Below are 18,600 nucleotides of genomic sequence, written 5' to 3' on the forward strand. Positions count from 1 at the left end.
CGCTTCTTTTATTGAGGGAGATTAGTAGATGAAGGGATTGACATTTTTTGTCGCATTAGACCCATAATGCATAATATAAAAGACTTGAGTATGAAAAATACATCATTTTTTTAAAATTTTTACTAAAGTGATAGTTGTTAATAAAATTATAATAGCTAACATTGAAGAACCACTTCGGTCAGAAGGAACATTTATGTTTGAAAATTTAGTTAAAAAATCACATACTATAAAAATCAGAGCAAATATTAAGAAAGTTTGAATGAAATTCTTAAAGAATGATTTACTTTTTTTCCTTTCAACTATTGCAAATATAACGCTTGAAATGGTTGTATAAAAAATAAGTTGAATAATGTTTTTCATTTAAATTCTCCCTGTTTCAAATTTTCAAAGATTTTAAAATGGAACATACAGTCAGTTTATCCTAAAATAAAAAACAAATTAATAAAAAATCTAAACTATTACTACGAAGAAAAAGGCTAAGGTTGTTGACTCAACTTCATATCCATTTAAAGTTGAATATTTAGGTTATTTTGAAACAGATATATGCTTTGAAATAAGGACAAGTAAGGATAAGCGATGATAATAGTCAAATTTTAAAAAGTACTTTAAATAAAACGGTACAGAATTGGAATAATGAGTTAGAAAAAACATGCGGTTAATATATCAATTATTTAGGAGAATTAAATAAAATAAGAGGAAAGATTGCTGAACACTTTGATATTAGTGTATCCAAAGCAGGTCTGCTAGTAAGCTTCTTGACACTTGCTGTCGCAATATCAGGTCACATCATGCCTTTATTGTTTTCAGGAATAAATCGTAAAACGGTCATGCTACTCGTACAAGGTATTTTTGTTATAGGTAACATTGTCTCAATATTTGCACCAAACTTTGAAGTTTTGCTAATTGCTCGTGTGATTCCAGCCTTTTTTCATCCAATTTATTGTTTGATGGCTTTGACGGTAGCCGCTACGTCCGTTAGCAAGGAAGAAGCACCAAAGGCTATTTCTAAAGTAATGTTGGGAATAACCGCAGGTTTATTAGTTAGTTCACCATTCACTAATTATATTGCTAGTGAAACTTCCATAGAAATGGCGATGTTATTCTTTGCTATTGTTAACGCTATGGCATTCATAGCTACATTATTATTCGTACCATCTATGTCTGTTAAAGAAAGACTTTCTTATGGAACTAAAGTAAGCGTATTAAAAAAGCCCATTAATTGGTTAACTATTGCTGTTGTCGTATCTATAGGATCTTCACAATCTAGTGTCAATAGTTTCATTGCAGAGTACCTTGAAACGATTACTAAATATATCGGAAAAGTTTAAGTTTGGTGTTATTTTTACTTGGTTTAGTAAATTTGGCAGGAAACCAAGTAGGTGGAAAGTTACTTACTAAAAATGCCCTGAAAACTGTAACCACATACCCAATTGTATTAGCAATATTTTATGTAATGTCATTTCTAACGGTAAGTCCACAATACCTATGACTGTTTTGGAATGGGGAATGTTATTTGCTATTGGAGGTATGATTAATCAATTCTGGATTAAATCTGCGGCAATAGAAGCTCCTGATTTCGCTAATGGCTTGTTTCTATCATATGGAAACTTAGGGATAACATTTGGTACAGCCGTTGGCGGATTATTTATATCAGGAATGGGTAACCAAAATATTATATTAGGAGGATTGCTATTCTTGCTATTGAGCTTATATCTATAGTTCTGAGTTGCTACATGTTTAGTCCTACAACAAAACAACTTCCTAGCTAAGAAGTAAAGGCAAGTTTGTGAATGGTCGTACTTAACTAACTGGGTGCTTTTTTTTATGAGCTAATATGATCAAAAAGCAGAAAATATGCAGGTTTTCATTCATTTCTTTTATATTTCTGCTTTTGTTTTATCGTCAAAAAGAGGATAAGCAAAATTAACTTGATCCATTTATAAAAACTGAAAGTAAAGAATTTGACGATACGTTATTGCCTCTTTACCATCTTTAGAACATATTCAAGCTAGTGTAGGAATAAAATTTCAATACTAATACATGAATAAGATTAAAAGATTGATAAAGGGTGAAAGCATGGAAGCGATCGTTTTAGCTGCTGGATATTCCAGTCGAGCGAATGCATTTAAAATGACTTTGCCACTGGGGCAAATGTCTGTGTTGGAGCAAACGATTTCTAAATTCGAAGGAGTATGCAGCAGAGTCATTGTTGTAGCTGGATTTAAAGCGGAACTCATCGAAGAGGAAATCGCAAAAATCTGCCATAAAAATACCTTTTCATTTCAAATAAAGTTTGTTTTTAATGAAAACTTTGATCTAGGAATGTTTTCTTCCATTCAAAAGGGCTGCAACGAAATAAGTGCCTCGTCCTTCTTTTTAACACCTGGAGATTGTCCGCTGGTAAAAAAAGAGACGGTTCAGCTACTAGCAAAACATAAAGGAAACGTAGTGATTCCCAGCTTTCAGTATAAAGGTGGTCACCCCATCCGATTATCAAAACAAGTGAAACAGGAAATTCTCGAAACTAATCCAGAAAGTAATTTGCGTGCGGTCCTTAATGGTTACGAAAGGGAATACTTGAATGTAGATGACCCAGGAGTAAACATGGATGTTGATACGCAGGAGGATTACCAGAAAGCTTTTCATTATTGTGTGCGTTTTAACAAGCAAAACCCCTTCAGATACAGTTGAAGGGGTTTTTATAACTATTTTTTCTCGATGACAACGAGTTAAACACTATAAAAATTCATCCCTACCATTAGGAAGGGGATTCATACGTTTATCGTTTGGTCATATTTCTCTCTCAGGCGCTTTATATCTTCTTTAGGTGGAAAACCAAACATACGAGAATATTCACGGCTGAATTGCGATGGACTTTCATAGCCTACACGGAATGCGACATCAGCTGCATCTGTCGACTCAGATAATAACAGACGACGTGCTTCCTGAAGTCTGACTTGTTTTTGGAACTGAATAGGGCTCATAGCAGTTACTTGTTTAAAGTGCCTATGAAGTGAAGAAACACTCATATTTGCTATTTCCGCAAGTTCCTCAATCCGAAAAGAGCGATCATAGTTATTCATGATCTGTTCGATAACATCTCTGATAAGATGGGTAGAGCTTCCTTCTATTGCCATCTGTTCCAACGTACCCCCATGCTGCCCTTGCAGAACCCTATAAAGAATCTCCTTAGTAAATAGAGGAGCAAGTACCGGAATATCGTCCGGATTTGCTAGCAAACGAGCTAACCTAATGACGGCATCCAACATAGATGACTCCATCGGGCTGACAAACATACCTCGCTTAGCATTCTCTTTCTTTCCACCTTGAATGTTAAAGTCACGTAAAACATCTAAGATTTGACTCGGTGTAAATACAAGATTGAGAGCCAGATACGGAACATCGGAAGAAGCTTCCACAACTTGCCCTGCAACCGGCAGGTCAACCGATGCAACAAGGTAATCGGAAGGACTGTACCTATAGCGCTCTTGAGCGAGCATTACTTCCTTCGCTCCCTGAACGATAATGCATAAAGAAGGCTTGTAAACACTGTGATTTAGATCGGTAATATGAGAGCGGCGAATAAAATATAAAGACGGAACCTCAGTCGCGTGAACACCATCCTGTCCTGAATAACGCTCTATGAGTTCAGTTAGCTCAACCTGCTGTTTATAGATTTGATCAGACATAAAAGGCCCCCTTGTTCTTGATTCTTGCTAGTTTCATTCTAATGCATATTCGCCTATTGCGAAAGTAGCTGTGATAGGATTAGGCAATCAATTGATAGGAATGTGATACCATTCGCTTTTTTATATGAAGCATAATTAGGAAGAACACAATGAACAACTCGTGGAATTAAGGTGTCAATTATAGAAAGAAAGGAAGATAAAGAATACAAAAGCGTAAATTGGGTAAAAGTGGACTAGGAGTTTCTGCTATCGGACTAGGTTGCATGGGAATGAGTCATGGTTTTGGTCCGGCATCAGACACGAAAGAAATGATTTCACTGATCCATGCGTCAAAAACGCAACGCCTGCTCAAATCGAACTTGCATGGGTGCTTGCCCAGAAATCAGGGGATTGTTCCAATTCCCGGCACGCGTAAATTGGATCGCCTCAAGGAAAATCTTGGCGCAGTGGACGTTGAGCTGTCTACAGAGGAAATAAGAGATTTAAACGATGCGTTTTCTAAGATTGAAATTGTAGGAGATTGGTATCCGGCAGAATACGCAAATTTTATCGACAAATAGGAGAAGTGCAAAAAATACATCAACATGTATTTCCTCTTCAAACACAAGTTTAGCAACTCTCGGCTTATTAGAAGAATAAATAAAATGAAAGAAGTGAATGAATTGTCAAAATCAAATGAACCTACTGTTGCACAGAAATTGTTGGGAGATTTCGCTCCAAAGCTTGTTGAATTAACTGATGATGTTTTGTTTGGAGATGTTTGGGAGCGTAGTGAACTTTCTAAACGCGACCGCAGTTTAATTACCGTTGCTTCTTTATTGACTGGAGGGAATACAGAACAGCTGAAATCCCATTTAAATTTAGCAAAACAAAACGGTCTTTCAGAAGAAGAACTTATCGAAGCAATAACTCATCTTGCTTTTTACGCTGGTTGGGCGAAGGCGATGTCTGCCATGATGGTTGCAAAAGAAGTGTTTTCAAAATAATTGTGAATTTTGAAGTTACTACGAAAGGGAAATGATTTATGCCAATTAACAAAAATCAAGTTGAAAATGCAATTTTCTCAATAGGCGAAAAAGCCCCAGGAAGCATTTAAAAAGTATTTTATTGGTGATAGCTATCTTAAAATGCTTGTCCCATTTGATAGTCTGTTGAAAAACTCAATTGGAAATGTAACTTTTGAACCAGGATGCCGAAATAACTGGCACAAGCATCCAGGAGGACAGATTCTTTTAGTTACCGCTGGTAAAGGATGGTATCAGGAAGAAGGAAAACCAGCACAGGAACTACATCCTTGAGATGTGGTAGAAATCCTTCCAAATGTAAAACACTGGCATGGCGCTGCTGCTGACAGTTGGTTTGCTCATCTTGCGATTGACCCTGAGACAACAGCCGGTCCTCCTGAGTGGCTTGAACCAGTAACAGACGAGGAATATTACAATTTAAAATAACTGGAATTTCTCCAGAGTGGGCTTTTTTATTACTTTTTATTAAGAAAGGATATTGTTTAATATATCTAATATTCAAGGTAAAGTTGTCATTATTATGGTGTCTCTAGTGGGATTGGTGAGGCAACTGCAAAAGAACTTGCATCTAAAGGTGCGAAATTAGTGTTAGCCGCTCGTCGTGAAGACGTTTAAAGAAATTACAAGAAGAGATTCATCATAATGGCGGGCAGGCTATTTATAAAGTAACCGATGTGACTTCGCATGAACAATTGGAAGAGTTAGCTGGGGTTGCCCTTAAAGAGTTTGGAAGAATCGATGTATTGGTCAATGCTGGACTTATGCCAAATTCATTTCTTCATCAGAAAAAAATTGATGATTGGAACAAAATGATTGATGTCAACTTTAAAGGAGTTCTTTATGGAATTGCCGCTGTGCTTCCTTCGATGAGAGAACGTAAATCAGGTCATATTAATCTTACTTCCGTAGCAGGACACTTTGTTGGTGCTGGAAGCGCTGTTTATGCCGGTACTAAGTTTGCTGTTCGTGCGATTTCTGAGGGTCTTCGTAAAGAAGAGTATGGCAACAATATACGTACCACCATTATATCGCCAGGAATGGTTAAGTCTGAATTAACAGAATCGATTACAGATATGAATTTTAAACCAGTGATTGAAAAAATGTATGAAGGTGCTATTGATGCAGAAGCAATAGCTCATGCCATTGTATTTGCAATTGAACAACCTTCTGATGTAGCGATTAATGAGATGATTATTCGTCCTACAAGTCAAGAGCGGTAATCCACTTGCACTTGTAAGGAACGAATACCTTCCATTAGCCTGCAATCATAAAGTGGCGTAATTTACAAACATTATGTCGTTCTTTGCTAATTACAAAACGATGTTGGATAGGTAGAATAATAACTGTAACATCCACAATGAAAGATACAAATCACAACCAAAGCTTAGTGTGTAAGTATAGAAAGAGGCGATTATGCATGACCGCACATTCCTTAGACCTCATAAAAGTCCCCGTAACAACTTGGTCGGGCTTTCATCAATTAGGTATCTCAGCTCAGGACGTGGTTCGCAAAGCACAGCTGCCGATCACCATTCTTACCGAATCGGTTGAAGTGACTACAGCCGAGTATTTCGCGCTTTGGAATGCTGTATCCGAATTAATGAGTGACACTGCTGTTGGAATAATCAAGCTCATTACGGAGTTAAATCCAGCGCAGCTGCCACCGAGCGTCTTAGCACCCTATCATGCTCGTGACTACCGGGACGCTCTAAGTCGAATTGCCAGGTACAAACAACTTTGTTTTCCCGAACGCCTTCATGTCACCGAGGATGGAGAACTCTGCACCATCGAACTAGAATTTCTTTATACTGAGCAGCCTGAACCACCAATTTTGGTTTATCTGACATTTGCATCTCTGCTGCAGCTAGGAAGGATAGGCTCAGGTCATCGTTTTCCTGCTAAGTCAGTTGAATTTTCGCAACCGAACCCACTGGGGGGCGTGAGGGCTCTTGAAGATTACTTCGGAAGTGGCGTCAAATTCGGCGCAACTAACAACCGTTTGATACTGCATCGAAGTGATTTGGATCGCCACTTTGTTACGTATAATGAGGAGCTACTAGACATACTAGTTCCTGCACTAGAAAAATCTCTGGACGATAAGCAACGCAGCAAATCAATGACCGAGATCGTCAAGTGGATTATAAAACGCAGCCTAGATGGGGGACGCCCTGATGTGCAGATAATCGCAGGAGAGTTGGGATTGAGCGAACGTACTTTACAGCGCCGACTCACTAACGAGGGTACAAGCTTCAAGCACCTGTTGTCGGAGGCAAGACGTGAGAAGGCAAGGGAGTATCTTGCAGACCCATCGCTCGATATAAAAGAAGTGGCATTTCTACTTGGATATGAAGACAAGACCTCGTTTTACCGTGCATTTCGACTTTGGGAGGGTGATACACCTGCAAATTGGCGTGCTGAACAATTAGGCATAAGAGAAGGCAGTCAAGATTTTCCGTTTATTCACTAAAGATAGTACAGTAGTTTCCAATAAATCTATAAGTGAATTACAACTTAATTTTTATAAAACAGGAGGAACATTTTATGCAAAAAGTTACTTTAAACAATGGTGTTGAAATGCCGATATTCGGTTTTGGAGTCTTTCAAATTCAAGATGAAAAAGAATGTGAACAAGCTGTTTTCGACGCTATTATAGCAGGCTATCGTCTGATTGATACCGCTGCCTCTTATTTAAATGAAGAAGCGGTCGGCAGAGCTATTAAGCGTAGCGGTGTGCCTAGAGAGGAATTGTTTATTACTACGAAATTATGGGTTCAGGATACAGGTTATGAACGCACAAAGAAAGCATTTGAAAAATCGCTGGAAAGATTGCAGTTAGATTATTTGGATTTGTATTTAATTCATCAGCCATTTGGCGATGTTTACGGTTCTTGGCGTGCAATGGAGGAATTGTACCGCGAGGGGAAGATTAGAGCAATTGGAGTTAGCAACTTCCATCCAGATCGTCTGATTGATTTAATCATTCATAATGAAGTTGTTCCTGCAGTTAACCAGGTTGAAACACATGTTTTCAATCAACAAAACGAAAGTTATAACTTTATGAAAGAGAACAATGTTCAGATAGAGTCTTGGGGACCTTTTGCTGAAGGAAAAAATAACATGTTCCAGAACGAAATTTTAGTATCAATAGCCGAAAAGCATAATAAATCAGTTGCCCAGGTGGTTTTACGTTGGTTAACACAAAGAGGAGTCGTTGCGATTCCAAAGTCTGTTCGTAAGGAAAGAATCATCGAGAACTTCAATATATTTGATTTTGAATTAAGTCAAGAGGATTTAGACCGAATCGCTACGTTAGACACCAAAGAAAGTCTATTCTTCTCTCATAGAGACCCTGCAATGGTGAAATGGATCGGTACTCGTGAACTTGATATTTAAAACTCTTTAGAACAAAAGGAAAATTTTTATAAACAAAGCTGCCCTAAATTTTTGGGGCGGCTTCTTTTTGAAATTATTTAAACCATAGAGCCTTAGCTATGGCATACAAAGCATAGCTTATAAAATCTAATACATGGAAAGAATCCTAGAAATGAAAGGAGGAGTAGAAAATGTCAAACTCAAAAGAAAATACTGCCACACAAAAAATAATCGAGAACGTTGCACCAAAGGTTAGGAAAGGAATGATGAAAAAAATAATGATTTATTTATTCATCTTTTTAGTTTTATTTTGTGTTTTCATCTTATTATTTATAACCATATATCCAGCATTCGGAGGAAACCCCAGCAAAGAACAAAAAGAGGTAAATAGTAAGTTTAAAAATTATGCAGAGGGTAAATTTTTCTATGAGGGAAGTACAAAGTTAAATGGGAATGAATCTAACACTTCCATATCTAAAGATTCTACTTCAGCAGGAGAAGACCGCAATCCTTCTGGTCAGGTTCCTGTTTCTGAGATTGATTGGAACAAAATTAATAGTAAAGAAGATAGTTTAACCTGGTTTGGGCATTCTGCTTTTTTACTTAGTATTGATAATAAAAAGATACTCATAGATCCTATGCTAGGCCCAATTGCTTCACCCATTTCTTTTGCAGGACCTAAACGCTACAGTAAAGATATGTTGGATATGATTAAAGAGATGCCGCCTATAGATGCTGTCTTTATTACGCATGATCATTACGACCACTTAGATTATCAATCTATAAAAAAGCTAAAGAGCAAGGTCGGCCATTTCTTCGTTCCTTACGGTGTAAGTAATCATTTGATTCGATGGGGGGTTGCAAAAGAAAAAATTACAGAACTTAATTGGTGGGATGAAACTGAGTTTCAAGGTTTAACCATTGCATTAACTCCATCTAAACATTTCTCTGGAAGAGGGATTTTTAATAGAGATACTACCCTTTGGGGTGGTTGGGTCATTCTTGGGAAACAAACACGTTTCTATACCAGTGGAGATGGTGGTTATGATGCACATTTTAAGAAAATTGGCGATAAATACGGACCTTTTGATATTGCATTAATAGAAGGTGGTCAATATGATAGACGCTGGTCTTGGGCTCATATGTTTCCGGAAGAATCTGTTCAGGCTAATATAGATGTAAAAGGCAAGCATATGATGTTAATGCATTGGGGTGCCTTTACACTTGCGAATCATGGTTGGACAGAACCAATTGAACGAACATTAATCGCGGCGAAGAAAAGTGATGTGAATCTTATCGCTCCACAAATTGGTGAAACTGTTCAATTGGATGGAAGGTTGTCTGTTCCTGTTTCATCATGGTGGAAAAATTAATTTGGCAAATAATTACAAAACAAGAAGCAATTTGTTTAAGACAACTGCTCCTTGTTTTAATAGAAATTTGAAAGATATCGTTATAAATTCCACAATGTAGACATCGCAAACGTCTTGTCATCGGAGCTTTGGTATATTGAAAATGGGAATCAATACACAGTTATAACAGTTGCAGAACAAAATATGGTAGATAACTCAAAAGCAGGAGGTCGTAACGGTTTAAGGAAAGTGTCAGTATTAACAGTGGTAAAGAATTGCAGAATATCACAAATCCGGTCTTTTTTTTAACCTCAAATTAATATAATAACTTAGTTAGCTAATTCCAGAGGTGAATATTTTGGAGATTTTTGGTTTGTCTTTTGCGGTTCTTTTGGAGGTTATTTTAATCAATATTGTATTAAGTGGGGATAACGCTGTTGTAATCGCAATGGCATCACGTAATGTTCCAAAGAAGCAACAAAAGAAAGCAATATTTTGGGGAACATTTGGAGCTATTATTTTACGATTAATATTTGCAATAGCAATTGTTTACCTACTTGGCTTACCTTTCGTAACTTTTGTAGGTGGTCTTCTTCTAGTGTATATTGCCATAAAACTTCTAATAGATGATGATGATGAAGACAATCATAGAGAAGGAGCTTCAAGTTTAATTTCCGCTGTAAAAACAATTATTACTGCGGATGCAATAATGTCCCTTGATAATGTCCTAGCTATTGCTGGTGCGGTTGAAGGAAATATAGCCGGTATAATTATTGGAGTTATTGTTAGTATTCCTCTAGTTGTTTTTGGTAGCCAATTAATATTAAAAGCATTGGAAAAGTATCCAATCATCTCATATGTAGGTGCTGGAATATTAGCTTGGACAGCAGGTGAAATGATGGTTGGAGAACCAAAATTTGAGTATATTCTTCCACACGATTTACATTTATTGATTCCTACTGCTAGTGCTGTTCTTGTCATTGGTTTTGGATATTTAACTAATAAGATAAAAACAGCTAGTTAAGAAAAATTGAAACGGATGCGGGTTAATAAAATAAGAATGTAAGATAAACAATCAAGATTAAAACTAAACCTTTTTGTCGTCGAAATATTGACTCAAATCAAAATTCTAATTAACATATACTAATATTTAATAATACCTGATAAGGGACTGATAGCATGAAAAAGGTTGGAATTGTTGGAGGCATAGGACCAGAAGCAACAGTAGATTATTACCAATCAATAATCTATAAATTTCAAGAAAAGATTGGTAGTAAAGAAGTTTTACCAGAACTCTTTATTAATAGTATTAATATGTACAAGATGTTTAATTTGCTTATGAACGGAGAGACAGAAGAGGTAATTAATTACCTAACGGATGCTGTTCAAAAATTAGAAAGTGTTGGGGCTGACTTTGTGGTAATGTGTGGAAACACACCACATATTGTATTTGAACAAATTCAACAAAAAGTCCAAGTGCCTATGATAAGCATTGTAGAAGAAACATACTTAAAAGCTCAGGATTTAAGATTAAGGAAGATTGGTCTTATTGGAACTAAGTTTACGATGGAGAATGATTTTTTTATAAAACCATTTATTTCTAATAACATAGAGATGGTAGTACCCAACCAATCGGAACAGGAATACATCCATAGAAAAATTGTTGAAGAATTAGAAAATGGCATCGTGAACAAGGAAACAAAGGAAAGTTTTTTAAGTATAATCAATCAAATGATTAATAGAGACGGTATACAAGGAATCGTATTGGGTTGCACAGAACTTCCTATGATAATTAAAAATGAGGATTTAAATATCCATTCATTAAATACCGCAGAAATTCACATTCATAAGATTGTCAATACCATTTTTTTGGACAAAACAAATTGACCTCATTGAACTATAGAGGGCATATGTTTAATAAGAGTCGCTGCGACGACTTTTTTTGTTCCACAAACGGTCAAGTATAAAAAGAAATACTAATTAAATGAAAAAATTAAGGATGGGAGTTCGTAAGGGACAATAAATGGTGAACTGACGTGTGCGTTGATTCGTTGATCAGCACAATATTTCTGTATGGAGAATCAAACAAAAAATCTTCCAAGACGGAAGATTTTTTTATCCTAAATTGGGAAATCCTTGCTGGCGCAAAGCCTCATATACCAATATAGCAGCTGTATTCGAAAGGTTCAGTGATCGAACATTATCATTCATTGGTATTCTCAAAAAGTGATCTTTATTTTTTTTAAGTAAATCTTTTGGTAAACCGGTTGTTTCTTTTCCAAACATAAAATAATGTTCTTTTGATACATCACTGAAATCAAAGGATGAATGTGGTTTTTCACCAAACGTCTCAATATAGTAAAACTCACCTTGATTTTTTGAAAAAAAGTCATCCAATGAGTCATAATACGTTATGTTTACAAGATGCCAGAAATCTAAACCAGATTGTTTTATCATCTTTTCATCTGTTGAAAAGCCAAGTGGTCGGATTAAATGCAAGGCTGTTTCCGTTGCGGCACAAGTACGTGCGATATTTGCGGTATTAGCCGGAATTTCAGGTTGATATAGTACAACATGTATTGCCAAGAATGGTCACCTCTATCTTTATTTTACCCTCCAAATTATAGCATACAGATTGTGAAGATATGTACTTACGCTAATTGGAGCAAGAGTGAAAAAAAGCGCGTATCTTGACTGCCTTGCTATTTTATTGCTAAAAATATGCTTCTAATGTTTGCGGCGAAAAGCCTTCAATACGTTTAGCAGTGGTCCATCCTCGACCAAATGGCATTCGACCTTAGGTTCATTTTTTAATATTGATTTTATATAAGTCAAAAAAATAAGCCCTGGTTGGACCCAGAGCCTATCCGTATGGCTTATTGCCAATCTCTTATATTTATTTGTAATCCCTCCTTACCAAAGAATGCTCGATGTATTTCTGTTCCTCTTCAGTAGTTCTTACTTTCAATACTGGACTTTCGCTTGGCTCAGTATGGTCACCTTTTAAATCCCTAATTGTCAGATAGTCATCTTCGAAATTAGAGAAGTCACCTTTTAACCATTTATCTAAGATCCTTGGATAAGGTTCGGAAGCTTTTAGTTCAACTGCCTTGTTTTTCAAATATTGAAGGTTAGCTCGGTCAAACTGTATTCTTTTAACATCCACTGTTAGTGGAATACGATAGTTTTCTTCTCCTCTAAACTCAAGCTTCTGAAGAGCTATCGTTATCATTCCGTAGTAGAAGATGTCATCATTCTTCACATTACTCTCTATTTTATAAAAGTTTTTTTCTGCTTTATCTAATTCAGCTTTGCTAATTTTAGGAACTTGTTGAGTAGCAGTTGTGGTAGCTGTTTCCGTTTTATTTACTTCAGTCTTACTAACTTTAGGTTTAGTAGGAACGGTTGTTGCCTCTTCAGTTTTATCTCTATTGTAAGAGAAAATTTCGTATGCTCCTCCGATCACTAATGCTAATCCAAGTCCTGCTGCAATTAAATTCTTTTTCATTGATGCTCCCCCGTAAATTTACAACTTTCTGTGGAAAGTCATTTCTTTAGTTTACCATATGTTTTCTCCACAGTACCATCCTATAAATTCAGAAATAGTTTTGAACTTAATTAATGTTCCTGTCTCAATGGATCAGTATATAAAATATGCGATTTTCCTTTCTATATAGAGGGAGTTTAGTTGAAGAAGGAATAACTACTTTATGTTGGAATTATCCATTAAATTAAGAAGCTAATTAAAAATATACCCCTCACTAATGAGGGGTATATCTTATTTATCTTGTGCAAGTTCTTTTCTATTTGGAGCAAGTGGTGGCTGTTCTAACCACTTGTTTTTCACCATAATATCGAACCAGTTTTTGGTAATTCTTAATGATTTTATAATTGCTTTTTCGTAAGCTACAGCTAGGTCTGTTCGCATGGCTCCTGCTAGACCTGTCCCGTAATATACTTGTGCAGTTTGAGCCAAGAAACCCATATGATACAACATTAATTTATCTGAAAAAGGAGAGTCTTTTGACGTTGTAACCTCTGATTCCCACGACATTGGAACTGGCAAATTATCCTTGTGCATAATTTTTGAAAGGGCTTGTAGGTTTTCATCTGCGGCTTTTTCTAATTCCTCAAAAAACTTTCTTACTTCCGCCGATTCTGTGACTTGACTGAATCCGATTGATAGAGCTTTTGCCATTATGCCCTTTTTAATGTTAAGAGAAATACTGATTATTTCTGAAGCAGATAAAAGTCTGCCTTTTCCGAAGAATCCATCTGTAAAATCTTTAGTAGAAATAAATTCAGGGCTCTCGTTAGGATAAAAATAGGGGTCTCTTTGGAATTTTCCTTTTTTTAGCAATAACTCAATGGTTAAATCGTACATACTTTTTGCATCATTATCACATGAATTGTAAAATTCCCGTATGTCCTTTCTTACTGAAACACTAAAAGCAGTTGCGTGACCCAACAAACCATGTATAGACATAATATGTAAATAATTTAAGCAGAATGTGTCAGAAAACAATCTCTCTGCACTTTTATTAAGGTCGGACTCAGTAAATCCAATGGGAACTGGAAATCCATCCTTCTCAATGAAGGAAACAAGCTGCATCTTTTGCTTTTCCCATGTCTCTATGGCTATTTCAAAAACTTTTTTTATGGAATCGTCTTCTAAAATAGAAATCATATACCTATTTACTATCTCGGACATTGTTCCGTTGACATACTCCCCCCATAGTGTTCCTATTTCGGAAGATGTAAGTTTTAAATTATCATTTTCCAATTGTTCTCACCTCTTCAGTATCTTTTACTAATACAGAAATAGGTATGCATTTCTTTGGACTTAAACCTTTAGATTATTAGTAGAGTTTCTTGTTGAACTCCCTCAGTTTATGGTACAACTGTTAGTCAAAATCCTAGAGGAGATATTAGTGCAATGTATACCAGGCTATCCTTCAGATGTATTCTGAAGATAGAGCTAATCTCATGATTAAAAATGGATGGTTGGAACAGCCTCCAATGGCATCCGATAGAGATGAATTAATAAGAAAAAAGAATCAGTTGTAAATCACATTTAAAGTCCTTCTGCATTTAACAGTAGGGACTTTTTTTTATATCATGATGAATTATGTTTAATATATTGTGAAGAGTTGCACTTAAACTAAAGGGTACTTTTGTTGAAGAATATTTTTGAAGTCGATTCCATTTGGAAATCGGCTATTTTTTATTTTTAGGTGTCATAATTTAAAGATATGAAGTAATGGAATAGCTACCATTTCAAGAAGTACGTTCACTGGAAACACCGCTGCGAGTGGTGGGGCTATAGCGAATATTCCTCCTGGTACATTCACTATTACTAATAGCACGATTTCTAACAATAGTGAACCGCAGATAACTGGTGTGCCTGACCCAGCTGATGATGAATCAAGTTCTGATTAGGATCACTATTCCTTATCACAACCACTCTTAAAAATATGGGAAATATAAAGATTAGCTTAAAAATCAAAAAAGTTAGTCTTTTTTCTTATTTCAAATTGTACTAACCTTTTAGTAGAATAAACACAAAGCCGGAAATGGCAGCCAGCTCTTATATCCAGACCAATGACTGGATTCATTTCTAAATCCTCCTCCTGAACAGGTAATTTGCCAGTACCCCTATTTCCTCCATGCAGTGTCACAGCTTCACTTGTTATACGAGATCAAAGTCCCAACCAGCCTCAATCATTTTTCTACTAGTAGGGGGCGAACCGTTTAGCTGACGGGGGAGAAGCCCTACGGGCAGTTACGTTCTTCCCTGGCTACTGCTATAATAAGACCATAAAAAATTGGTCAACCAGAAATATCTGGTGACCTTATAATACGACCGGGGAGGTTAGTTCAAGTACAATACTTCACAAGGTATAGAAAACAGTTCGGATGGACTTTATGAGGGCTGCTACATAACTTAGGTTAACTATTAATGGTTTGTAAGAAGTCGTTCGAGAATTTGAAGGGAAATGTTTCAGTGGAAAGTCGGTAAATAAACTTATTTCAAACGAAGCTTTATCATTAGCAAGGTTATCAATTTATTGTTTCTATCCGTGTATAGATTATTTCTATAACTCAGCTCCTATTATAAAAATTATAATAAAGTAAAAATCAGTTTATTAAAACTTTTATAATAAAGCGGTGAAAAAAATGAAAAAAATAGTTGGGATTATTGGTGGAATGGGACCATTAGCAACTGTTGATTTAATGAATAAAATTATTTTTTATACATCTGCAAAGAAAGACCAGGATCATATCCATATTATCGCGGACAATTATTCACAAATACCTGATCGAACAACAGCTATTTTGGGAAAAGGCACAGATCCTACTCCTTTTATTATCCAATCAGCACAAAGACTAGAAAATGCAGGAGCGGATTTTCTGGTAATGGCTTGCAATACTGCTCACTATTACTTTAAATCAATAAAAAAATCTGTTAATATCCCGATTCTACATATGCCTTTAGAAACAGCACACTTTTTACACGTAAATAATATTAGAAATGTAGGTTTGTTAGCAACTGATGGAACTATAAATACAAAACTGTATCAACGTAGTTGTCAATCCTATAATATTAATGTCATTGAGCCTGATATGCAAATGCAAAAAGAAGTGATGGAAGGAATATATGCTATTAAAGGGAGTGATTTAGAGAAAGGGCGTTTATACCTTTCGAAAGTAGCTAATAAATTAATAAAAAGAGGAGCAGAAGCTATAATAGCAGGTTGTACAGAGATTCCTCTTGTAATTAAATCATCCCAAGATATTGTTATCATTGACCCAACAGAAATTTTAGCCAAATCGGCAATTAAAGCAGCTACTGAGACAGAATCAGCAGAAGCAATCGGGTAAATTAGGTATACGCAATGGTGAACTAAAGTAAGGAGCAGTATATATGAATATTGAAAATATTGAAGCCTTCATTTATGTTTGTCAATTAGGTAGTTTCAATAAAGCAGCAGAGGCTCTTTATCTAACTCAACCTTCTGTAACAGCACGTATTCAATCCCTTGAACGTGAAATTAATTTAAAGCTTTTTCATCGAAATGGAAACAAAATTTCTCTAACTGAAAAGGGAGAATATTTCTTTCCACACGCACAAAAAATTCTTCAATCTTATCAGGAAGCAAAGTACGGATTACAACAAGTAACTGTACCTTTTGAGCTAGTGCTTGGGAGTGCTTTGTCAATTTCCAACAACATTCTCCCTGATATTTTGCCAGCTTTTAAATCTAAGTTTAAGGATGTTAGAATCAAAATTATTACAGGACATTCTAAAGATATTTTACACAAGGTCATTAACAAAGAGGTTGACTTTGGTATCATACGAACAGATACCCACCCTCAAGTAGAATCAATTCGTCTTTACAATGATCCTATTAGCCTTGTTGTACCTTCCAATCATTCTTTTTTAAAAGAAGAAAAAGTAACAGTAGAGGATGTAAGTAAACAGCCTCTAATCTTTTTTGATTATGGATCAATCGATTGGCTTATCATACATCGTCTATTTCAAAGTAATGGTGTAAATCCGAATATATATGTAGAAGTTGATCATATGGAAACGGCTAAAAATTTAGTATTACAAGGTCTGGGCATTAGCTTTTTACCTGAGCATTGTATAAGAAAAGAAATAGAAAATGAAGAGTTATTTAGAGTAGAAATGACTCCTCCTGTGAAAACGAATATTAGTATTGACTTTATTTATTTAAAAGGTAAACCTAAATCTGTTTTTATGGATTTTTTAAAAATTATGATGTTTGAAAAACAATAAAAGAATAATGTGTCAATCATTTGTGGGAAAATCCCGCAAAGATACTGAAAAAATTTATAAATTCTTAACCAAAAGAAAGATTGTGAAATATTTCAATTAAACTAACAGGTGCAAGAGTTCAAGATCCAGCTGCCAATTGGGTGGCTTTTTTGTTTTGTCACTAACGAAGCAGGTTAGTGGAATAAGAATAGATCCGCTCATTTCTTCCTAAAAATTACAAAATCACTTATAAATTAGAGGCGAAGGAAGATAATATAACCAAAAAATATTTTGGGGGCTTTGTTTTGGAAGAAGAAAAAAATGATATAAAAATTAAATTAACTTCAGCTGAAATCGCATCACTCTGGAGTACATATATGAGCGATAGTGCAGCTGTTTGCATTTTCGAACATTTTCTTGAAGCCGTAGAGGATATCGATGCTAGAGGAGAGATTGAATTTGCAATAAATATTTCAAGAAAACATATTGATAAAATTAGGGAAATTTTCTTATTAGAGAATTATTTCGTCCCAATCGGTTTCAGTATAGAACAGGATGTAAATAAAAAAACACCTCGCCTTTTTTCGGATATTTTTTATCTATACTTTTTACTAAATATGGGAGCAGGGGGCTTGGCCAACTACGGAATGGCTTTACAATTAAGTACACGTAAAGATACCGTGGATTTTTTCAGCAAGGCAATTTATGAATCAGTTGAATTGAAACAAAGAGTTACTAATATAATGCTAAATAAAGGTATATATATAAAACCACCATATTTAGATTATGAAAATGAAAAACCAGTGTTTGTTGAAAAGGAGAGTTTTTTAAGAGGTTGGTTTGGGGAAAGAAGAACATTAACGTCCCAAGAAGTTTCTCATTTATATTTAAATTTGTATAATAATCAACTAGGAATGACTATTTTAATCGGTTTCAGTCAAGTTGCTCATACACCTGAAATAAGAAATTATTTTATTAAGGGACAGGAAATATCGAGAAAATTTATTAATATTTTAAACAATGTTCTTACAGAAAGTAGTATACCTGCTCCAAAAGCTTGGGGTACAGAAGTAACAAAATCTACATCGCCGCCATACTCTGAAAAATTAATGATGTTCTTAGTAGGAGCAATATCTTCTATAGGTATTGCAAATTATGGGGGTTCTATGTCACTGACTTTAAGACACGATCTTCCGTTAAAATATGCTAAGATGCTTGCTGAGTCCGGCTCCTTTGCAGAAGATGGTGCGAGTATTATGATAAATAACGGGTGGTTTGAACGACCTCCTCAAAGTATTAATAGAAGAGAATTGAAAAATACTAAATAAAAAAGTTATCTTGTTCAACTACCATGAAAATTAACTTCTGTAACCTTAGAAAAG

At 35.5% G+C, this 18,600-nt stretch carries 19 protein-coding genes and 2 pseudogenes; 16 read left to right on the top strand and 5 right to left on the bottom strand.

What is annotated here, in order from left to right:
* Nucleotides 1-102: 102 nt before the first annotated feature.
* On the bottom strand, nt 103-360 hold the full coding sequence (locus COD92_RS27720) for a hypothetical protein (RefSeq protein ID WP_098533110.1): 258 nt from the start codon (nt 358-360) through the stop codon (nt 103-105).
* 395 nt (nt 361-755) lie between these two features.
* Here COD92_RS27720 and COD92_RS33090 point away from each other — a divergent pair, with 395 nt between their 5' ends.
* The 3 genes from COD92_RS33090 (at nt 756) to COD92_RS27730 (ending at nt 2,691) form a co-directional block, all read left to right on the top strand.
* On the top strand, nt 756-1,328 hold the full coding sequence (locus COD92_RS33090; RefSeq protein ID WP_255286839.1) for an MFS transporter: 573 nt from the start codon (nt 756-758) through the stop codon (nt 1,326-1,328).
* A 199-nt stretch (nt 1,329-1,527) separates the two neighbouring features.
* A complete protein-coding gene (locus COD92_RS33095) occupies nt 1,528-1,719 on the top strand; it encodes a hypothetical protein (protein WP_255295301.1) in 192 nt (63 codons plus the stop codon).
* Nucleotides 1,720-2,076: 357 nt separating this feature from the next.
* Nucleotides 2,077-2,691 carry a nucleotidyltransferase family protein gene (locus COD92_RS27730; RefSeq protein ID WP_176541441.1) on the top strand — a complete coding sequence of 205 codons (615 nt, stop codon included), beginning with the start codon at nt 2,077-2,079 and terminating at the stop codon, nt 2,689-2,691.
* Between the two features lie 80 nt (nt 2,692-2,771).
* On the opposite strand, the gene COD92_RS27735 is transcribed toward COD92_RS27730, so the two are convergent.
* The gene (locus COD92_RS27735; RefSeq protein ID WP_098533114.1) at nt 2,772-3,689 is read right to left on the bottom strand and encodes an AraC family transcriptional regulator; all 918 of its coding nucleotides are present in this window, start codon (nt 3,687-3,689) and stop codon (nt 2,772-2,774) included.
* A 269-nt stretch (nt 3,690-3,958) separates the two neighbouring features.
* Here COD92_RS27735 and COD92_RS32550 point away from each other — a divergent pair, with 269 nt between their 5' ends.
* The 9 genes and pseudogenes from COD92_RS32550 (at nt 3,959) to COD92_RS27785 (ending at nt 11,325) form a co-directional block, all read left to right on the top strand.
* Nucleotides 3,959-4,249, top strand: coding sequence for a hypothetical protein (locus tag COD92_RS32550; protein ID WP_255286841.1), 291 nt, complete (start codon nt 3,959-3,961; stop codon nt 4,247-4,249).
* An 84-nt stretch (nt 4,250-4,333) separates the two neighbouring features.
* Nucleotides 4,334-4,675 (top strand): carboxymuconolactone decarboxylase family protein, encoded by a 342-nt coding sequence (locus COD92_RS27750; RefSeq protein ID WP_098533116.1) that lies wholly within the window; start codon nt 4,334-4,336, stop codon nt 4,673-4,675.
* Nucleotides 4,676-4,789: 114 nt separating this feature from the next.
* A pseudogene (locus tag COD92_RS33100) lies at nt 4,790-5,140 on the top strand (cupin domain-containing protein); the annotation flags it as partial.
* Nucleotides 5,141-5,201: 61 nt separating this feature from the next.
* A pseudogene (locus tag COD92_RS27760) lies at nt 5,202-5,934 on the top strand (SDR family oxidoreductase).
* Nucleotides 5,935-6,131: 197 nt separating this feature from the next.
* On the top strand, nt 6,132-7,181 hold the full coding sequence (locus COD92_RS27765) for an AraC family transcriptional regulator (protein WP_098533118.1): 1,050 nt from the start codon (nt 6,132-6,134) through the stop codon (nt 7,179-7,181).
* A gap of 74 nt (nt 7,182-7,255) precedes the next feature.
* Nucleotides 7,256-8,107: an aldo/keto reductase gene (locus COD92_RS27770; RefSeq protein ID WP_098533120.1), complete on the top strand. Its 852-nt coding sequence runs from the start codon at nt 7,256-7,258 to the stop codon at nt 8,105-8,107.
* 257 nt (nt 8,108-8,364) lie between these two features.
* On the top strand, nt 8,365-9,459 hold the full coding sequence (locus COD92_RS27775; RefSeq protein ID WP_098533137.1) for an MBL fold metallo-hydrolase: 1,095 nt from the start codon (nt 8,365-8,367) through the stop codon (nt 9,457-9,459).
* A 337-nt stretch (nt 9,460-9,796) separates the two neighbouring features.
* Nucleotides 9,797-10,462 (top strand): TerC family protein, encoded by a 666-nt coding sequence (locus COD92_RS27780; protein ID WP_098533122.1) that lies wholly within the window; start codon nt 9,797-9,799, stop codon nt 10,460-10,462.
* A 155-nt stretch (nt 10,463-10,617) separates the two neighbouring features.
* The gene (locus COD92_RS27785; RefSeq protein ID WP_098533124.1) at nt 10,618-11,325 is read left to right on the top strand and encodes an aspartate/glutamate racemase family protein; all 708 of its coding nucleotides are present in this window, start codon (nt 10,618-10,620) and stop codon (nt 11,323-11,325) included.
* 228 nt (nt 11,326-11,553) lie between these two features.
* Here the strand turns inward: COD92_RS27785 and trmL are convergent, their stop codons facing one another.
* The 3 genes from trmL to COD92_RS27800 form a co-directional block, all read right to left on the bottom strand.
* Complete coding sequence (gene trmL, locus COD92_RS27790; protein ID WP_098533126.1) at nt 11,554-12,024, bottom strand: tRNA (uridine(34)/cytosine(34)/5-carboxymethylaminomethyluridine(34)-2'-O)-methyltransferase TrmL; 471 nt, start codon at nt 12,022-12,024, stop codon at nt 11,554-11,556.
* Nucleotides 12,025-12,334: 310 nt separating this feature from the next.
* Nucleotides 12,335-12,946: a DUF6241 domain-containing protein gene (locus COD92_RS27795; protein ID WP_098533128.1), complete on the bottom strand. Its 612-nt coding sequence runs from the start codon at nt 12,944-12,946 to the stop codon at nt 12,335-12,337.
* Between the two features lie 270 nt (nt 12,947-13,216).
* Nucleotides 13,217-14,221: a DUF3231 family protein gene (locus COD92_RS27800; protein WP_098533130.1), complete on the bottom strand. Its 1,005-nt coding sequence runs from the start codon at nt 14,219-14,221 to the stop codon at nt 13,217-13,219.
* A gap of 491 nt (nt 14,222-14,712) precedes the next feature.
* Between COD92_RS27800 and COD92_RS33500 the strand changes: the two genes are divergently transcribed.
* From COD92_RS33500 to COD92_RS27815, 4 genes are all read left to right on the top strand, one after another.
* Nucleotides 14,713-14,877 (top strand): hypothetical protein, encoded by a 165-nt coding sequence (locus COD92_RS33500; protein ID WP_368731456.1) that lies wholly within the window; start codon nt 14,713-14,715, stop codon nt 14,875-14,877.
* A gap of 738 nt (nt 14,878-15,615) precedes the next feature.
* Nucleotides 15,616-16,320: a cysteate racemase gene (gene cuyB / locus COD92_RS27805; protein WP_098533132.1), complete on the top strand. Its 705-nt coding sequence runs from the start codon at nt 15,616-15,618 to the stop codon at nt 16,318-16,320.
* A gap of 43 nt (nt 16,321-16,363) precedes the next feature.
* A complete protein-coding gene (locus tag COD92_RS27810; RefSeq protein WP_098533133.1) occupies nt 16,364-17,239 on the top strand; it encodes a LysR family transcriptional regulator in 876 nt (291 codons plus the stop codon).
* A gap of 284 nt (nt 17,240-17,523) precedes the next feature.
* Nucleotides 17,524-18,546, top strand: a complete 1,023-nt coding sequence (locus tag COD92_RS27815) for a DUF3231 family protein (protein WP_098533135.1) — start codon at nt 17,524-17,526, stop codon at nt 18,544-18,546.
* The last annotated feature ends 54 nt before the right edge of the window (nt 18,547-18,600 follow it).

Source organism: Bacillus sp. AFS037270, from assembly GCF_002585305.1.

What these genes read in the sequence shown, in the direction of transcription:
- COD92_RS27720 (WP_098533110.1), bottom strand. Translation starts at nt 360, where the DNA reads ATGAAAAACATTATTCAACTTATTTTTTATACAACCATTTCAAGCGTT.
- COD92_RS33095 (WP_255295301.1), top strand. Translation starts at nt 1,528, where the DNA reads ATGATTAATCAATTCTGGATTAAATCTGCGGCAATAGAAGCTCCTGAT.
- COD92_RS27730 (WP_176541441.1), top strand. Translation starts at nt 2,077, where the DNA reads ATGGAAGCGATCGTTTTAGCTGCTGGATATTCCAGTCGAGCGAATGCA.
- COD92_RS27735 (WP_098533114.1), bottom strand. Translation starts at nt 3,689, where the DNA reads ATGTCTGATCAAATCTATAAACAGCAGGTTGAGCTAACTGAACTCATA.
- COD92_RS32550 (WP_255286841.1), top strand. Translation starts at nt 3,959, where the DNA reads ATGAGTCATGGTTTTGGTCCGGCATCAGACACGAAAGAAATGATTTCA.
- COD92_RS27750 (WP_098533116.1), top strand. Translation starts at nt 4,334, where the DNA reads ATGAAAGAAGTGAATGAATTGTCAAAATCAAATGAACCTACTGTTGCA.
- COD92_RS27765 (WP_098533118.1), top strand. Translation starts at nt 6,132, where the DNA reads ATGACCGCACATTCCTTAGACCTCATAAAAGTCCCCGTAACAACTTGG.
- COD92_RS27770 (WP_098533120.1), top strand. Translation starts at nt 7,256, where the DNA reads ATGCAAAAAGTTACTTTAAACAATGGTGTTGAAATGCCGATATTCGGT.
- COD92_RS27775 (WP_098533137.1), top strand. Translation starts at nt 8,365, where the DNA reads ATGATTTATTTATTCATCTTTTTAGTTTTATTTTGTGTTTTCATCTTA.
- COD92_RS27785 (WP_098533124.1), top strand. Translation starts at nt 10,618, where the DNA reads ATGAAAAAGGTTGGAATTGTTGGAGGCATAGGACCAGAAGCAACAGTA.
- COD92_RS27795 (WP_098533128.1), bottom strand. Translation starts at nt 12,946, where the DNA reads ATGAAAAAGAATTTAATTGCAGCAGGACTTGGATTAGCATTAGTGATC.
- cuyB (WP_098533132.1), top strand. Translation starts at nt 15,616, where the DNA reads ATGAAAAAAATAGTTGGGATTATTGGTGGAATGGGACCATTAGCAACT.
- COD92_RS27810 (WP_098533133.1), top strand. Translation starts at nt 16,364, where the DNA reads ATGAATATTGAAAATATTGAAGCCTTCATTTATGTTTGTCAATTAGGT.